This is a genomic window from Myxococcus sp. AM010 (genome assembly GCF_013372585.1).
Classification (GTDB): Bacteria; Myxococcota; Myxococcia; order Myxococcales; family Myxococcaceae; genus Myxococcus; species Myxococcus vastator.
On sequence record NZ_JABXEO010000011.1, the window covers coordinates 55,817 to 73,035 of the forward strand.

Annotated in this window: 12 protein-coding genes; 3 read left to right on the forward strand and 9 right to left on the reverse strand. The window is 63.4% G+C overall.

Going from position 1 to position 17,219, the window contains the following annotated elements; genetic code table 11:
- The first annotated feature begins 290 nt into the window (after window positions 1-290).
- A complete protein-coding gene (locus HV826_RS08550; RefSeq protein WP_176416508.1) occupies window positions 291-1,319 on the forward strand; it encodes a tyrosine-type recombinase/integrase in 1,029 nt (342 codons plus the stop codon).
- Between the two features lie 307 nt (window positions 1,320-1,626).
- Here the strand turns inward: HV826_RS08550 and HV826_RS08555 are convergent, their stop codons facing one another.
- The 5 genes from HV826_RS08555 to HV826_RS08575 form a co-directional block, all read right to left on the reverse strand.
- A complete protein-coding gene (locus HV826_RS08555; RefSeq protein ID WP_368670873.1) occupies window positions 1,627-2,163 on the reverse strand; it encodes a hypothetical protein in 537 nt (178 codons plus the stop codon).
- 93 nt (window positions 2,164-2,256) lie between these two features.
- On the reverse strand, window positions 2,257-4,266 hold the full coding sequence (locus tag HV826_RS08560; RefSeq protein WP_176416510.1) for a DNA polymerase I: 2,010 nt from the start codon (window positions 4,264-4,266) through the stop codon (window positions 2,257-2,259).
- A gap of 83 nt (window positions 4,267-4,349) precedes the next feature.
- Window positions 4,350-4,880: a hypothetical protein gene (locus HV826_RS08565; protein WP_176416511.1), complete on the reverse strand. Its 531-nt coding sequence runs from the start codon at window positions 4,878-4,880 to the stop codon at window positions 4,350-4,352.
- A gap of 193 nt (window positions 4,881-5,073) precedes the next feature.
- Window positions 5,074-6,771: an ATP-binding protein gene (locus tag HV826_RS08570; protein WP_176416512.1), complete on the reverse strand. Its 1,698-nt coding sequence runs from the start codon at window positions 6,769-6,771 to the stop codon at window positions 5,074-5,076.
- A gap of 166 nt (window positions 6,772-6,937) precedes the next feature.
- On the reverse strand, window positions 6,938-8,851 hold the full coding sequence (locus HV826_RS08575) for a helicase (RefSeq protein ID WP_176416568.1): 1,914 nt from the start codon (window positions 8,849-8,851) through the stop codon (window positions 6,938-6,940).
- Between the two features lie 157 nt (window positions 8,852-9,008).
- On the opposite strand from HV826_RS08575, the gene HV826_RS08580 reads away from it, so the two are divergent.
- The gene (locus tag HV826_RS08580; RefSeq protein WP_163781420.1) at window positions 9,009-9,596 is read left to right on the forward strand and encodes a super-infection exclusion protein B; all 588 of its coding nucleotides are present in this window, start codon (window positions 9,009-9,011) and stop codon (window positions 9,594-9,596) included.
- A gap of 1 nt (window position 9,597) precedes the next feature.
- On the opposite strand, the gene HV826_RS08585 is transcribed toward HV826_RS08580, so the two are convergent.
- Genes HV826_RS08585 through HV826_RS08595 form a run of 3 tightly spaced genes read right to left on the reverse strand, consistent with a single transcriptional unit; the run spans window position 9,598 to window position 14,306 of the window.
- A complete protein-coding gene (locus HV826_RS08585) occupies window positions 9,598-10,911 on the reverse strand; it encodes a PD-(D/E)XK nuclease family protein (protein WP_176416513.1) in 1,314 nt (437 codons plus the stop codon).
- A gap of 5 nt (window positions 10,912-10,916) precedes the next feature.
- Window positions 10,917-12,152: a site-specific DNA-methyltransferase gene (locus HV826_RS08590; RefSeq protein ID WP_176416514.1), complete on the reverse strand. Its 1,236-nt coding sequence runs from the start codon at window positions 12,150-12,152 to the stop codon at window positions 10,917-10,919.
- A 33-nt stretch (window positions 12,153-12,185) separates the two neighbouring features.
- A complete protein-coding gene (locus HV826_RS08595; protein ID WP_368670874.1) occupies window positions 12,186-14,306 on the reverse strand; it encodes a VapE domain-containing protein in 2,121 nt (706 codons plus the stop codon).
- A gap of 848 nt (window positions 14,307-15,154) precedes the next feature.
- On the opposite strand from HV826_RS08595, the gene HV826_RS08600 reads away from it, so the two are divergent.
- Window positions 15,155-15,856, forward strand: coding sequence for a sigma-70 family RNA polymerase sigma factor (locus tag HV826_RS08600; protein ID WP_255217107.1), 702 nt, complete (start codon window positions 15,155-15,157; stop codon window positions 15,854-15,856).
- A 47-nt stretch (window positions 15,857-15,903) separates the two neighbouring features.
- Here HV826_RS08600 and HV826_RS08605 read toward each other — a convergent pair whose 3' ends face one another.
- Window positions 15,904-16,935: a toll/interleukin-1 receptor domain-containing protein gene (locus HV826_RS08605; protein ID WP_176416515.1), complete on the reverse strand. Its 1,032-nt coding sequence runs from the start codon at window positions 16,933-16,935 to the stop codon at window positions 15,904-15,906.
- Window positions 16,936-17,219 lie beyond the last annotated feature (284 nt).

Below are 17,219 nucleotides of genomic sequence, written 5' to 3' on the forward strand. Positions count from 1 at the left end.
GCCCTGGCGCGGGGCCAGGGGCGCCGTAGGACGCGAGCCTGGTGCCCGGGCTTGCCTGGTGCCCCAGCGGAAAAGGAAGAGCGCTGGGGGCTGCACGAGGCCTTTGCCGGAGGGAGGACAGGCCCTGTAGGGTGCTGCCCGCAGCAGGGCACGAGTGGCGGAACTGGCAGACGCAGCGGACTTAAAACCAGCCCGCAAGATGGGGCTTCCTAGAGGGAAACTGGCGTGTTGGAATGGATCCTTTCCAACTCTGTTCCAACTCGCCAGCGAGAACCAACGGGGGCCACATCATGGGAAGTCGAGTCGCGCGGAAGTGGGATGGCGGCTACGTCCGCACGGATAGTAAGGGTCGGGACACCTACTACATCCTGCGTCGCATCAACGGCCGTCTGTACGAAGTCAGCACTCGTTGCCACACGAGCCGAGCCGCTCACGAGCAACTCAGGCGCTTCGAGGCGGACCCCAGCAACTACCGGCCGGGTGGGGAGGCTTCCGAGGATGGTGTTCTCTCCATCACCGCTGAGCTTGCCGAAGCGTTCCTGCGCTGGTCCCGCGACGAGAAGAAGAACACGCCGAAGTGGGTGCGAGATCAGCAGCGCTCGCTCGCGTGGTGGGCATCTCGCCTTGGCGCAGCGGACTTACGAAAGCTAAAGACTGCGCGGCTCGTCAGTGAACTGGACAAGGCCGAAGCGGGACGGAAGCAGCACATCGCCACGCTCAAGGCGTTCTGCGGGTGGTTGATCAAGGTTCGCCACGTTCTGCAAAAGCAGGAGGATCCGAGTTCAGGTCTGTCCGTGCCGCAAGCTCGTCCCGAGCAGTGGACGACGCCCAAAGCGGTTACGCGAGAGAGGTTCCTCGCCGTCCGTGAGCATCTGACTGGGCTATGGCGCGACGCGCTCGACGTGCTGGCGGGCACCGGCTGGCACTTCAATGAACTGAGCCGATTCGCTGTTAGAGGCGCTGTCGAGCGGCATCCGATGACGGGTGGGAATGTGCTCGCGTGCCCCCAAACGAAGGCTGGCGAACCGCTGCGCACAGAGGTTAGCGACGTCGTCGCGGAGGCTGCTCGCAGGATTCTGGAGCAGCGGGAACTCGACTACTTCGCGTTCCACCGGAGCCTTGAGCACGCGAGCACTGCCGCTGGTCTCAGCGAGCCACTTCGACCTGGGCACATGCGGCATTCTGTCGCGACCTGGGCGATCAATGCCGGGGCGCATCCTGCCGCAGTTGCCGCGTTTCTGAATCATAAGAGCGAACGCACGACAAAGCGCTTCTATGCAACGCACGCGGTGCCAGCGAAGGTTCCAACGCTGTTCTAGTCGAGCTTGAGGGCGCGAATTGCGGCGCTTGCGTCCTGCGTCCGTCGAGCCCGGTTGGTGCGCATGCTGGAACTATTGCGAGGTAGAGGGGCGGGTTCGGTCCCCTCCCTCGCGAGTCGTTCGACCTCCTCTCTTGGGAGCTTGAGCCGTCCGAGTACAAGCACAGGCCGCAGATGGCCTGCCTTGAGCAACTCGTCGAGCGTGCGCCCACGGCTAATCCCCAGCAATCTGGCAGCCTGCCGCTTCGACAGGAGAAGTGGGGGCATGGATGCATTTCGTCCGGGGCCAGTGAAGTGTTCGGACATGACTACCTCGGGAAGATCTTCCGGGGCGCGAGTCGGCCGACGACGTGAAGGCCAACGCCGATGGCGTCCCAAACGTTGTGGTGCTTGTCATGGGCGCGCGGGAGTTGCACCCGCAGGTGTTCATGGGGGCGCTCGCCGAAACGCGCTTTGATGCGCTCGACCATGACGTCTCCGTCGAGCGTTCCCTTCCACTCGCGCGGCAGGAAGCTGCGCTCACGCGTCGCGCCGAGCCCACCGGCAACCCGGCCGACGACGCCCGCGAGTTCAATCAGGTCGTTCGGGTCGCCCTTGCTCTTCCCGGCCGTGTAGACCTGGGGGCACTCGCTCGCGACGGTGACGGAAACAGCCACGCCAGCGGCCCTAAACGGCTCCAGGAACGACGAAGCGAATGCGGCGACCGCTCCCGCCATGCTCGACCATGCCGCAAGCCCACGGGCCTTCCGCTCGGGATTCGTGGGCATGGCCGCCGCGAGCAGCTCGCCCGAGTCCAGGTCGAAGAGCGCGACGCCGCACTCGCGAAGCCCGGGGTCGAGCGCCACGAGGAGCTGTCGCGGGGTGGAGGTTGTGGGCATCCGTTGCACCAACCAGGGAAAGGGTTCCCTCCCTAAATGAGTGCGGATTTCGGGCGTGGCTCAGGCGGCACGCTTCGTGGGTGGCTCCCAGACGAGCAGCCGCCCGGAGCTGTCGCGCACGGTGGCGACGTCCTTCGACATGATGCGGGACAGCGCGGGCTCGGCTTCGATGGCCGGTGCCAGGTCGGGAGTCGTCTCCTTCATCGCCTCGCGCATCAGGTACGCCTTGCGCTCGGCCGCGTCGTGCATCCGCTGGGCGTCATTGGCGAGCAGCTCGCTAATCAGCTCGTCATGCACCATGAGGACGAGTCGCGAGCCGTAGAGCGGCGAGCGACGGTCAACGTACATCTCGCGGCTGACGCGCCACATGGCGAGCTTGCACCCAACAGCGCCGAGGCCCTGGAATGGCGTGTTGAGAATCTGCGTGTAGCCGCACCCTCCGCGCAGGATGTTGGCCCCCGGAATCATCACATCGGCGAACCCGCGCCCGTAGGTGAGTGACTTCGCTCGGTGCTGTAGCTCGCGCTGCTCAGGCCACGCGTTGAGCCACTTCGTGTCCAGTTCCTTGGCCACTTCGACGCAGGCCCGGCAGACCATCTTCGGCTTGCGCTGCACGGTGACGACGACACGCTCGACGCCGCAGACGTCTGCGCGCTTCGCCAGCAGGCAGAAGGAAACCCGGTCCTTCGCGCGTGCGTTGTAGACGAGCGAGCCGCCCGTCATCCCGCCGCCCTTGCCGAAGTTGAGAATCTTCGCGAGCTGCCGGAAAGCCACTGCGAGGGGCTCTTTCGCCTTCACCTTCGGAAGCAGTTCGTCGTAGCTGGCCCCGAGGAACTCAGCGGCGGCAAGGGTGTGGACGTCGAGCCCGCTGTTCAGCGCTTCGGCCATCTTCGAGAAGCCGAGTTCCCAGATGGCCCGCTGAGCCATGGTGCGAAGCTCAAGCCCGCCGTAGTCGACCGAGCAGTAGACGAAGCCGGGACGCGCCTCGTGGACCTCCCGGATGCCGCCCTTCTGCGGGAGTTGCTGGTAGTCGCTCGAAACGCGTGTGGTGCTGACGAGCACGTTGAAGCGCGGATTGATGGGGAGCGAGGTGCCCGCTTCGACGACGTCCAGGTAGGTCGACTTGTACTTGTCGACGCGCCCGCTCTTGCCCAAGTCCTCAAGCAGCGCGTTGCCCGAACCGAGCAGCGTGTCACGGTCGGTCGCGACCTGGCCGTCGGGGAATCGGTCGCTGGGCGCGGTAATGGGCGGCTGTCCGTCATACGCGGCAGTCACGAGCGCAGCGAGGCGCTTCGAGTCTTTGGTGCCATCATGACGGTAGATGCCTGCCGCCTGGAACTTGGCCCGGTTCTCGCCCCACTCCCGTTCCACCCGCTCCCGCAGCACGGCGACCGAGTCACCGTTCGTTCGGAGCCCCCAGATGGAAGCGAGGTGGAGCGCGAAGGCGGCGCGCATCTGCTCGGCTTCGGCATGCAGGTTGCCGCCGTTCGGCGTCTCCCGGGCTACGGCTTCCTGCCGGAAGAAGACGTCGAGTGTGTAGCGGGCATCTCGCTTCGGGTACGCAGCGGCTTCCGTCGGCCAGTGCTCGACAGGCACGCCGTCGAGTTCCGCGTAGCGCAGGCGCCATGCCTTCGGGTTCTTCTTATCCTCGCTGATGTCGAGCCCGAGATGGCGCTGCACGAGAAGCGCGAGCGGGTAGCGGGCGCCTTCGTCATCGTCGAGCTTCCGGCCCGTCGATGGGTCCACGCCGTAGAGCCCCCGCGCGATGTCGATAAGGGCTTCGCGGACTTGGACGCAATGCAAGCGGCCGGCTTCGAGTGCCGCGAAGATGAGTGCAACAAGGCTCGGGTCATCCGCCGCCATGACGCCCAGGTCGTAGGCGAGGTTTGCGCCAACGAGGTGCGTGTCGGGCGCGGCGATGGCCTCGCGGAAGAACTGCCGGGCTTGGGCCTTGTCCAGCAGTCGTTCGCTGCCTGGAGCTGCCGCCGCGATGCTGCCGCACACGAGAGGGGGCGCGAGCAAGCCGGGCTGAATCAGCCACGTTTCCGTGTCGAAGGACCAGACATTCACGAAGGGTGCCTTTGAGAATGGGAAAGCGGCCCGTGTCGTGGGCCAGCCGCCGACGGAAGCGTGCCGTCAGTCGCCGTCCGGAATCAGGCGAGGGCGTCGGAGAGCGCGGGCAGCTTGCTCGCCTTGCGCGCGTGCTCAGCCTGGGCGAGCTGCTCGTCGTTCAGCTCGACGTGCGACCAGCGATAGCCGCTGATGACCTTCCCGGCGTGGCCCTCCTTCGCGGGGAGCTGCTTCGGGAAGACCTCGCAGCGAATCAGGAGGTGCGTACCTGCCTGCCGCTCGTCGAAGAACTTCTTCAGGGCGGCCGGATTGGCGAACTCGTACTCGTCGGCACCCACGAGCGTCATCAGGAAGGACTTGAAGCGTCCGCCGCCGCCCTTCTTCTGGTCGCTCAGGTTCTCGACGTAGTCGACCGTCTCGCCCGGTCGGCTCGGCGTCTCGCCACCCGCGAGGGGCTCGGACTCGCGAACCTTCAGCTCGGCGATGGCCGAGTCGCCCTTGAAGCCCTCCTTCGTACGGATGACCTCGACTTCGAGCAGGTAGCGGCCGAAGCGCGGATAGCGTCCGCCAGCCGCAGCCTGCGCGGTGGCAATCTTCGTCAGTGCGTTGTTCATGTTACGTGGGCCCTTCGGCTTGGGTTGCGTCAGCGGCGAAGTGCGCTGACCCCACGTAAATGCGTGCGGATTCCGGCAGTGGCTCAGTGCTTGTGAATTACCAGCTCTGAGACGCATGGTGTACCGCATGAGTCAGAGGGCGCCAGTGTGCGTCCTGACACCCAATGCTCATTTCGCAAACGGCGTACCTAGACTATGTTTGCTGCGAATCTTTACTGGTTGTCAGGTGAATGCCAGACGGGCCGAGTTCACGCATGATAATTTTCGTTAGCGGCGAGTCCGGATCGCTGTGGATAATTTTCTGAAATACATCCATGAACCGGGATTTCACATCGTAGAGTGGGTGATCTGTGTTGAAATGAATGAGTGTTGTTTTGAAGATATGGAAGAGAGATTGCCTTTCTTGTTCGGAGCATTTTTGAATGTATTCTTGGATTCTGCTGGTGGAACTCTCGCTCAAAGCCTGGAAATGGCCATGGTGGGATTCCCTATTGGCAAAGAGCATTTCCAATGCGGTGCCAAACGGAGGTATCGGAAATGCCTCGGCGCGGGCGTTGTTGACTGCTTCGAGGAGGAGCGGGTGTAGGTCGCCGATGTGAAATCTTAGTTCGTATTGGTTCTTTCGCGCAATCAGAAGAAGTTCGTCCTGGTTCTGCTTTATCCAGGATTCGGCGAGAGTTGGTGTCATTTCGCCGAGCCCGCTGTCGTCCGTGAGATGCAGGAATGAGCTTGCGGTGGATATGTCCAGTACGTCCATGTTTGAGTTAGCGTTGTTGAGGATGCGGCGAAGAGCATCAAGAGGGAGGGCGGTGCTCCAATGAATCAGGCGATATGCCTCGCTCAGTTGCTCGTCGAGGTTGCGGCGTCGTTGTCGGTTGTGTGCAATTTTTGTGTAGTTTGAGAGGGCCTGTCGATTCAGATGTCCAGTTCTGATGTAAGGCAAGAGTACCTGTAGTTCGAACTCATCTGGACGCCCAAAGTTGTAGCTCCGAAGGAGTCCTCGGGCCTGTTGGTCCTCCTTTGAGAGTTTCTCTGGATCTGCGGCGGTTAGCTCTATGGGGGTAAGAGCCTGATCGATTGTTATTGGGTTGTTGATTGTGCCCTGATCTATTCCTACAAACAGGACGATGCTGGGGATTGTGAGTTCCCATATGTCGTTTGAAAGGATCCCTGTGCTGGCAATGGCGTCGTATGTGCGCCTGATCTTCTGTATTGTTCGAATATTTGTTAGGTTCAGCTTTTCTATGCAGTCGGCGAAGATTGCGTGTTGCGTCGGAGGGAGTGTCCCGAGACCAATTGCTATGGATTCCCTTGTGTCGGTCAGGAGCGCAACTTCGATACCAATGGCCTTCTCTCGAAGCTCAGACCAATGAGGAAGAATTGATAGCTTTGCCTTATTGGCAATCAGCACGATCCGAGTGTCGGGAAGTGACGTCAGGGAGAGGATGAATCCAATCAACTCCTTGGAGGTTATTGTGTCGGGAATGCGCTCGATGTCGTCAAATGCAATAATTGGTTTTGAAGGGAGCTTGGAGTGAAGAAGATGGATTAGTGGTTGGATTTCGGAGAGAGTGGTCGTGATCTGGAAGTTTTCGGGTAGTCGCTCTCGTACAGCTTGAAAAGCCGCCGACGCAATGTTGGCGGCGACTTTCCCTGCAGTCGACTGTCCCATCAGAAGGGCGCCAAATGTTGCGGACTTAAGGGCTTCTATAGAGTTGTGATTCATGCATGATATGTAGAGCGGGGTGTTCCCTTCTTGTTCCAAGGTGGGGATGATTTCCTTCCAGAGGTGTGTTTTCCCTGTGCCCCAGCCTCCGTGAAGCGCAATCGTTTGAGTGTTGGGGAGTCTGAGCGCGCTCAGGAGTGCGGCTTTGGATAGTTGGTAGGTCATGGTGTTGTTTTGTCCATTGGGCGGGTGGCAGGGTGGTAGTATTGATCAAGACGAGATTACCTACAAGGCGGAGTGGCTGTGAAGCTACGGCAGGACGGGCGATTGAGTTGAGGTTCTCAACGAGCAGCTTTCGCCCCATCCGCAGGCACCCCGCGCCACGAAAGACTCAGCCGTAGGCGGCAAAGCACAACTTCTGCGGTGTGCCCTCCGTCTGTTCGATGAACCGGGAGAAGTCGCGGGCCTTCTGGATGGCTCCGACTAGCTCGTCGGTGTGCTGGTACAGCTCGACCTCGACTTCGTCGGCGAGCTGCCCCTGACGGTGGCACCGGCCGATGGCCTGTTCCCACGCAGCGCCGTCGGCCGGTGGATTCACGAACAGCATCCGCGAGAACATCGTCAGGTTCTTGCCCGTCCCGTGGGCACGAAGCGAAGCGACGATGGACCGCTTCCCACTCTCCCGGATGATGGTCGCTGACGCCTCCGGGCCGCCGCCGTAGAAGGGCACGCCCGCCGCCTTCGCGATGCGCTGGCCAACCTCCGGAAACTCAACCCAGACGATTCCCGGCTGCCCCTTGCGTAGCGCCCACTTCGCCGCGTCACGCACAATGAAGTCGGAGAGCCACACGGCTTCGGTGACGTGGACGACGCGCTTGTGAATCTCCGCCCACGAGGGCCAGGACATCGCGCGCCAGGTCGGAAGTTCCCCGTCGTAGGGCGGGGACTGGTGGGCGCGAATCGCGGCACGCACGAGCAGCCCGGGTGAGTCGAGATGCTCGGCGGGACGCTTGAGGCGCTCGCGCAGCTCCCGGTTGAACTCCTGCCGACGCGCGAACCACCGAACGATCAGCTCGGGGTCCTGCGGAACACCCTGGACGTCTGGGTAGCGCCAGCGGTGGAAGAAGCCGCTCGCGAGCTGTCGGGCGCACACCACGCGTTGCAGCTCGTCGACGAACTCTTCGCCGTCGGGGCGTTGCCCGCCGAGCGCCGTCTGAATGTGGGCGAGCAGCTCGTCGGGGACCTTGCCCGGGTCGCGCGTGCGAATGACGAGCGGCATGCCGACGGCGCTTTCGTCCGTGCCCACGACACCCGGCGTTGCGTTGCGCCACCGACGATAGGCGTCACGCACTCGTCGGCGCTCGCGGTCGGCTTCGTTCTCCCCTTCAAGCGGGGCGAGTGAGTGCGCCGGGTCAACGAGCTGAAGAAGTGCTCCCGGAGGGGCGACGGTAGTTCCGGGGTCCAGCGCCGACGCCCACTCTTCGACGACGTGCTGCTTCAGCGGTAGCGGGCTGCCGTCACGCAGCGCGTACTCCGCGAGGTGGGCGTAGTCCTTGACCGTTCTCGTCGCCAGCGTGCCCGACTGGGCCACGAGACGCGTTTCGGGGTTCAGCTCCAGGTAACGGAGGAATCGGCCGGTGCGGGCGCTCTTCCGGTCCTTCAGCTTGTGCGCTTCGTCGCAGATGATGAGGTCGGGTCGGATGCGCGTCAGTAGGTCGGTGCCTTCCTGGGTCGAGAACTTCTCGTAGGTGATGACGTGAAGGACGGGCAGGCCAGGTCGGAACCACCTGCCGCCCGCGAGGTTGGGCAAGCGCCAGTGCCCGCCGTAGAAGTGCCAGTCGACGTCGATGAGCTGGGCGCGGAGGTTGGACGGTAGGAGCAGGACGGCGACCTTGCACCCGGGCACGACGAGCGGCAGCAGGAGGTCGACCAGCGTCTTCCCGTGCCCCACGCCGATGGGAAAGAGCCCGCCACCCGTGCGCGCGGCTTCCAATAGGGCGAGGCGCTGAATGGGGAGCAACGCGGACGGGCACCGCTTCCCGAGCGTCCCGCAAGTGCAACGCGCGTCGGCAGGGGCGCGCAGCGCGGCTTCCAGTGCGACGAAGTCGGCGGCGGCGTAAGTGCTCGCGAGGTCGCGGCGCGGAAGGCTGAGCACCCGTGCGAGGTCTGGCGACCAGCCCACGGGCTGCCCCTTCGCGATGGCGGCGCGATCACCTGTGAGTCTCGCGAGGGCTACGGATGCAGTGGTTACGGGGCGCTCAGCGGAATTCGCCGCACCCGGGTGTAGCCGGTGGAGGAGTCTCATACTGGGATGTGCTGCTGCTCGAATGAAAGCTTGGGCTGTCTGGGTGGGCGGATTGCCCACATGCCATGGTGCGCCGACTAGCCAAGTCGGAGCTGCTCGTTAAGATGTGGCTGGGTAGAGGGGAGCTGCACCGTGCGGCCCGATGGAGGCTATCCGCTTGGCAATCGATCCAGCGAAGTGGTGGCAGTTTCTGCGCGAGTCACTGAGCGCGCCCAAAGTTTGGGGCTTTGTCCTCTTGGTCTCGTGCCCGGCGTTGCTCCTGCCCCAACCGGCCGCCGAGTTGCTTGGCGTTGCCGGACTGCGAGAAGAGTTCCGACCATGGCTAGGTGTAGCAGCCTTTGTTGCCACTGCTGCGCTTCTCGTCAACATGGGGAGTGGAATCGTTGCGTGGTGGCAAAGGCGGCAGCGAAGCTATCGCCTCCGTATGGGATTGTTCGAGCTATCCCCGACGGAGAAGGTACTGCTGAGTGGCTACTTGCGTCAGCGCACGAACACTCGGTATTTTCATCTCAACAACGGGATCGCGGCTGGGCTTGTGGGGAAAAAGATCCTCTTCCTAGCCTCCGCTAATGGTGACTTGATTAATGGGTTCCCTTTCAATATTCAGCCATGGGCTTGGCGCGATTTGAACGAATGCCCCGAGGTTCTGATGGTTTCACCCGAAGATGCTCGGGCGCTTGAAGAGAATCCCATTGATGAAGACGGGATGCCGATCCCCGCCCACCGTCTGAGTCGAAGGATTTAGACTACCGAACTCCACGAACAACCACGTCGAACGCCGGTTCGAGCGCCTCGACGATGACCTGCATCAGCTCCGACTGGGCGACCCCGAGCGCGAAGTAGGCGCCGGGCGGGGGCAGCTCGGCGCGCGCCGCCATAGCCAGCGCCCCGCGCCACTTGCCGAATCCGAGCGCCGAGTCGGAGCCCGCGAAGCGCACGTCGTCGACGCCGCCCGCTTCGGCCACCTTGCGATGCATGGTGTCGACGTAGCTCATGAGCGACTCGGGCTTCGGCCCGTCGCTGATGGTCGGGATGCAGTCGACGAAGAGCACGCGCATTTCGCCCTTGGGCTGCTCGGGCTCGGCCGCCTTGCGAGGGCGACCGCGACGCTTCGGCGCGGGCTGCTCAGTGGCCTGGGCGACCTCTGGCGCGGTTTGCACGGGCGCAGGTGTGGGCGCGTCCGGGGGAAGAACGGCGGGCAGCTCCGGGGCGTCGCGCTCGCCTGCGGTGTCGATGGTGGGGGCCTTGTTGAGCAGCTTGTCACGCAGGGACATCGTCTTGTTCTCTCCTGTGAGACACTTCGCCATGAACGGACATCCGCCGTACTTGCCGCAGGCGGGGCCGTAGTTCGCGGGCACGTCGGCCGCTCGGGCGGCTTGCGCGTGCGCCTTCATCACTTCGACCTGGGGCTCGACCTTTGTCCGCCACTCGTGCGCGACGTGCTCGGCGGGCACCGTTGCGACGACGGACGCGGCAAGCCGCTGTCCCCGAGTCTGGTAGTAGAGGTGTTCAAGCTCCAGCGTGCGCAGCCCCGGGAATCGCTCAACCTGGCTGAGTGCCCACGCGCCATAGCCGACCATCTGCAAGCCGGGTTCGGTGTCGGCGTCGGCAAGCTGCTCGGCGATCGCGGCATTGCTGGCGATGTTGCTGGTGAACTTGTGGTCGGTGATGCGAAGGACGCCGTCAGAGGCGAGCCGTCGAGCGTCTACGAGGTCGATGAAGCCGGTGAACGGGATGCCGCCTGCTGTCAGTGGCGGCTCACCGTCCAGGGGCTGTTCGACGAGCAAGTCAGCGCCGGGTGTGGGCAGAAGGTGGACGCCTGCCCTGGCGAACGTGCCCAGCACGTCTTCGCCCGTCGAAAGGAAGTGCTCAAGCTGGGCGTGGCCTTCGGTGCCGACCTGCTGCGCTCCCGTCGTGGGCTCGGGGATGCGCATGACCTTCTGAAAGAACCATGCGCGCGGGCACAGCTTGTGGCGCTTGAGCTGCGAGACGCTGAGGCGCTGGATGACCCCGGCAATCACCGAGGTGCCATGCTTGGGGAGGTCGACGGAAGGCGTCACCTTCTCTAAATGCGTGTGGCTTTCGGGAGTGGCTCAAGCGCATGGCTCAGGCGGGCGTGCACAATCTCCGCGTAGTCTGGATCGCGCTCAATGCCGATGAACTCGAAGCCTTCGGCGAGCGCTGCGACACCTGTCGAGCCACTCCCCGCGAACAGGTCGAGGACCGTCCCTCCCGGGGGCGTGATGAGTCGGCAGAGCCAGCCCATCAGCGCGAGCGACTTCACCGTCGGATGGTGGTTGCGCCCGCCGCCTGAATTCGCGCCCGCGCGTGGCGAGTTCATCCCCGCGCTGCCTTCCTCGCGCCCGCACGCCTCGGCCCCTGTGCGGAATGGCAGGTGGGCACAGCCCGTGTCCCGTTCCGTCCTCGTGGGCTTGGCGACGTAAAAGAACCGGCTCGCTCCACCCTTCGTCGCCTGTGCGTCGAGCAGCTCGGCCGCCGCTTCGTCGAGCGTGACATTGGCTGGCCAGCGTCCGGACTCGTTGACTCGCTGCTGCGAGCGCTCCTTGCCGTAGACGGCGCTCGTCACCGTGTCATCTCTCCCGGGGTTGCGCGCCTTCGATTCGGCGAGGTCCGTCGGGTCCGCGTGGGGGATGCGGCAGGCTGCGACGTTGAGGGCTCCCGTGCGCCAGCGCTGGACGTTCGCCGCGACGGTGCCAGCCATGGGCTTGCGGCAGAGAATCCAATGCTCAGCGGCGGGCTTGAGCGCCGTTCCCCAGCCCTCCCATTCGCGAGCGGCGTCCGTAGCCGGAAGCGTCTCGACTTCCAGGTGAGAGGGAGTGCCCGAGCCGTAGACCTGGTTATCGGAGCGTCGCCCCCGGTTCGCGTACTTCCCCGGGCCGACGACGAGCCGCTGAGCGCCCGCCGCTGCGTCGAGCGCCTTGCTGACGTTGAGAGACTTCGGGAAGCCCGTGCCGAACAGGTGCATCACGACGTCGCGAATCTCGAAGCCCGCGTCTTCCAGTGCTGTTGCCGTCCAGTGCGACGTTCGCGGCAGGGCCCAGACGAGCGCGTGTCCCCCGGGCTTGAGTACCCGCAGGGCTTCGCGCATCACGTTGGAGAGCCATGCAATCCACGCGTCGCGCCCGCCCTTGTCGCTGTCCCACTCGCGACCCATGAAACCGATTCCGGCCGGCGGGTCGGTGATGATGGCGTCGACGCTGTCAGGGGCGAGAATGTCACCCACCCGCGCGGCATCTCCGACGAAGAGCGCCGCGCGGTCGGCGAGTAGCTTGTTGTGCATGCTCCGTAAATGCGTGCGGGTTCTGCTGGTGACTCACTCTCGCGCAGCCGGACCCCTCGTTACGGCATGGAACGCCGCGCGTTGCTCGCCCCGCTTCTCCATGGGCGCGTTCTTCAGCTCGTCTGGGACGTAGTAGACGAGCGGGCGCTTCCCGTCCCCCATCCGCCGCTGGCCACGGGTGAAGCCCAGCGACTTCAAGGCCGCGCCGATTTCCCGTGAAATTCGGTGGTCAACCTGCGCTTGGTGGAGTGCGAAGGCTTCGATGCCGACATGGAGAAGCGTCACGTCCGAGGGGCGCCTTTCGGGCGGCATCTCCAGAATCCACCGCAGGATGACTTCCTTCCGGCTGTCCCCCACGTTCTCCATGCGCAGCGCGGCCTGCTGCTCGGCCCCTGCCGCCTCCTCGTTGCTCAGCCACCAGTCCTCGCCCTGGTGGAAGCGCACGATGGCTTCGGCCCAGATTTGGTCGCGGTCGCGCTTGAGGGCGTCGGTGTCGATGCGGCTGCACTTCACCGGCCAGAAGCGCCGTTGGCCCGTGGGGTCGCGCAGGTAGTCGTCATCGTTGGTTGTGCCGACGAAGACGCAGCGTCGCGGGGCCTGCACGTTGGAGCGTCCGTAGGGCGGCCGGTAGGTGTCCTCCGTCCTGGTGATGAACGCCTTGAGCGCCTGGTCCTCGCTCTTGCGGAACGTGCTCAGCTCCGCCAGCTCGATGAACCAGAACTGAGAGGCCAGCATCGCGCTGTCCCTACTGGTGACGTCGATGGGCGCATCGCTGAAGTACCGGCCTCCCAGGATGCTAAACGCCGTCGACTTTCGCAGGCCCTGGGGCCCCTCCAGAATCATCACCGTGTCGACCTTGCACCCGGGACGCAGGGCACGCGCGACAGCGGAAATGGCGAACTTCGCGCCGACGGCCCGGAGGTATCGAGCATCCCCCTGCGCGCTGAAGTACGTCGCAAGCATCCCGTCGAGCCGTGGCGTTCCATCCCAGACGAGTCCCGCGAGGTAGTCGGCGACCGGGTCATAGCTGTTGCGCTTCGCGACGGCGAGGAGCTGCTGCGCGACGACGTGCGCTTTCGGCATCAGCCCGAGCTGCCCGTACTTGCTGAGCTGAATCCAGTTGGCCACGTTGACGTCGAGCGTTTCCAAATCGGCGTTGGAGCCGAGGGGGCCGCCCTCCACCTCCAGCTTCTTCGTGACTTCGTTGAAGCGAAAGACGCCGCGCCACTCGGGCGACTTAAGGAGCACGGTGAAGACGTTCGCTTCACAGTTTCGAATCTGCCGTCGGGTGTCCTTCGTGATGTCGAGGAAAAGTTCCCTCATCCACGCGTCGGGGTCGGGAGCGTCCTCCTCGAGTCCCGGGCCGTCGCTCGACGCGGAATCAGGAGCGCGACTGCCCAGGGCTTCCCAAATGGCCGTGTTGTCTGCGAGCCGTGCGGCATCCCGTGCCTTCCGACGCTCGCGGTGGCGCCGCAGCTTGAGGACGGCCTGCTCGCACAGGTGCTCGGTGCCTTCTCGCCAGTCCGTTGCCGCGAAGGACGCGCGGAACAGCTCGATGACGACGGCCTCGGGCGTGGACAGGGGCAGGACGAAGGCGGCGCACGACATGAGCGTGTTCAGCGTCGTGTCCTGCTCGCCGACGGGGGCCAGGGGCTCACCGGCAAGGGTGCGGCGGACAATGGTGAGGTGCTCGGGCTTGCGGATGCGACGCAGGAGGGCCCGCAGCTCGTACAGGTCGGCGGGTTCCTCGGGCTTCGGGGAAGGCACCGGGGCCGCCACCGTGGGGAGTCCCGCCCGGGACATGGCGAGCAGCGCGTCGACGTCGAGGGGCACTCCGTCTCCACTGGCCGCGTAGGGCACCGCGCCCATGGGCGCGTCGGGCAGGAAGTAGATGCGAGCCAGGTCCTTCGTTGCCGGGTCGGCGGGGAGTCCGAGCATGCGGATTGCTGACTCGCGCACGGACGGCCACTCGCGCGGGAGCACGGGCCGGGACAACGGCATCACCAGCCGCAGGCAGTAGTCGTCGGGTTGGCGGTTGCTGTGCGTCGAGTGGACGGCGAAGGCGAGTCGATGGCGCTCGACGCCGTCGAGGAACGAGAGCTGTTGCGCGTTGAGGTGGTCCAGGTCGAATACACCCACTGTGACGGCGCGCACGTTCTCCGAGCGACGCCGCTCGACGATGTCGACAGGGCTCCAGGCGGGGCCATTCTTCGCGGGGCAGCCACGGACGCACGGCGACGTGGGGCACTGACTCCGACGGTGAGTGACGAGTTTCGCCGACAGTTCGGGCCACGACAGCTCAGCGGCTTGGGGGATGTTGTCTTGGGCGGACGCGTAGAAGGCAACCTTCAGCCGAAGTGCGCGCAGGCGCGTGGTGTCGGGCGTGTGGCTCATACCTGGGTAAATGGGTGCGGATTCCGCGAATGGCTCAGCGAGGAGTGCGGATGAGGCAGGAGGCGTGTGGGGTACGTGCATGACGTCCTGTAAATGGGTGCGGATTTTCCGAATGGCCCACGGAATCGTCAGCCGGGCGGATTCGGCAGGTGGTCGCGTCGCCCCTGGTAAATGAGTGCGAATTTCGCGAATGGCTCGGCCGTCGCGGCAGGGCGTCCGGCGTCATGCGGCACCGGAGCGTGTGCCCCCAAATCCTTAGCCTTCTCTATTACCTATCCTCCTTTCTACTACTCCATCTTTTCTAAAGAGAAGAAGGAGAGAGGATAGGAAGAGAGCTTGTTTGATGACGGGGGCGATGACCTGAGCCACTCGCGGAAGCCGCACGCATTTACGTGGGGAACGACTGCGTGTCGATGGGGCGTCGACGCGCAGCCCAACCGCGAGAGCGTTGATACACCGTGTCTGAGACTGATTGTGAAATGGGTGGGTGCGGCATGCGGCATGCTGACGGGCGGGCGATGTCTCACGCGCCCATTTGTCACAGGGGCCGCGCAGGGTACGGGAGCACCCCGCAAGCCGCGCAGCAGTCCCATCTTGTTTCGCGCATCATGCGCGCCCGGCAGAGCACCGATGCCGCGCTTGAGCGGCGCCTCTCGGCTGAGTTGCTCGCGTCCGTTCGTCCAGTCATCCGCTGCGTCGTCGCGAGGAGCCTGCCGTTTGCTGGCACGTTGTCCCCCGAGGACTTGGCTCAGGTCGCCACGATTGCCGTCCTTCGCACCATCGCGAGTTACGACGCGACGAGGGGAAACCAGTCTTTCGGAGAAGTCGCCTACTTCCGAGCAAAGGCGGCTTGTGCGCAGTTCGTGCGACTCCACGCGAGCGACGTCCATGTGAGCGACGGAGAGCACAAGGGGCGCACTGTGCGTTCAAGCACTGTCACCCGAGGCAACACCATTCTCATCCACAGCATGGACATTCCGTCTCATTTCTCGGACGGCTACCGGGATGACGATGACGTGGTCGACGAGTTGGAAGCCGCACTCCGCGAGCTGTCGGGCCGGGACGCCGACGCTGAGAGTCCCGAGCTGGCCCTGATTGCTGCCGAGCGGCGAGCGCTGGTGTTCGAGGCCGTGCGGCGGCTGGCCCCTGAGCAGCGCGAACTTGTCTCACGCGTCTACGGCCTCAACCGCCCGGCGCAGTCGGTGCGCTCTATTGCGGAGGCGTGGAAAGCACCAAAGAGCCGCATCGACCGGATGCTCGCGCGGGTATTAGAAGAACTGCGCGCGATGCTCGTTCCTGGCAAATTGTAAAGCTTGCTTTCTGGTGAGTCGCAGGGCGGTGAGCAGTGTGTCGATGTTTATTTTGGAAGCATCTTGCGGACTTTTGCTTTGTCTGGCTCGGAGAGGAGATCGTTTTTTGCCCAAAACTTCGGGAGCTGTGAGTTGGCAGCATAGCCGCTGTTCTCTTCGTGATGGAGATGGAAACTCGGGCTGGCTGTTGTGAGGAATTCTCCAAGTTTGTTGATATTTGATTGGATGTCTCTGTTTTGCTGGGTCGTCTGGGTGGGGGTGATTTCTTGTTCGTCTGTGTTTCTTGAAATTTCTGGTGAGGGAGGGGAGATTTTGATGTAGCCACGAAGCTGTGCGTCGCTAACTTCTGCTTTGTTTTCAGGCGAGGTGAGGTAGACCCTTTCGATTGTCTTGGCCATGAATGCGATGCGAACGACCAATGGGACCTTGGCGAGGGCTTTGCGGACGTCTGCGAGCAGTCGATCAAACTCTTGTTTTTCGTCCTCAAGAGATTTGGCGGGAGATGGCTTTGTGACGGGGGACGGAGCGGGCTTCTTGGCCTTGACCTTGGCCTTGAGTTGTTTAGGCAGCAGTTCGTTTAGGAAGTGGTCGCGCTGCCCTTCGAAATGACGGTGCCCTGCGGGTGTGAACCACGGCTTTTTGTTTTTCTGGGTGCCGGTCAGTCGATCATAGAGAGATGATAGGTTGTCTTTGCTGTTGATTGCGAGGCACTGGGTGCCTTTAAGGACTCCGGCGGTAGTTCCGAAGTCAAGGGGTGGAATGACTATGGGGACTACTGTTCCGTTCGCCCAGGCTGCGCCAAGCTCAGCCATTGCAAATGGACGTTCCTGGTAGTTCGGGGTGACGAGTGCCACAACGAAGCGTGCGGAGAGGAGAGCTTTGCGAATTTCTTCGCTGAAGTTTGAGCCAGCGGGTATGGGGCTTGATATGGCTGACGTGTTGAAGATGGTCTCTCGTGGAATGCCGATCCCGCTTATGAGTATTGTTTCGGTGAATATGTTGACAAGGGTTTTGTCTGCGGCCGCGTGGCTAATGAAAAGAGGCGGATTTCTTGGGGACGCAATTGAAGATTTGGGCATCGGTTGTAGTGTGACGTCGGGTATGCGGAAGGGTAGGAGCCTACCTAGCCGGGTCTATCGCTTTCTAGTTTAACTAGATGTGTGCCTGGGTGGGATGGTGGCGAGTTTTAATGTGGGTGGAATTCTCAGTCCCCCCGGCTCGGATTTTCTGTCTGCGGTGGAATCCTGGCTTGCTCGGCGGCCCCACACTTTCGAAAAATTCTGAGAAAAACCGTGGGGTCGATGCGTTTTGTTGAGCGCTCCCCCGAAAAACTTCGCGAAACCGCACGCATTTACCGGGTGTG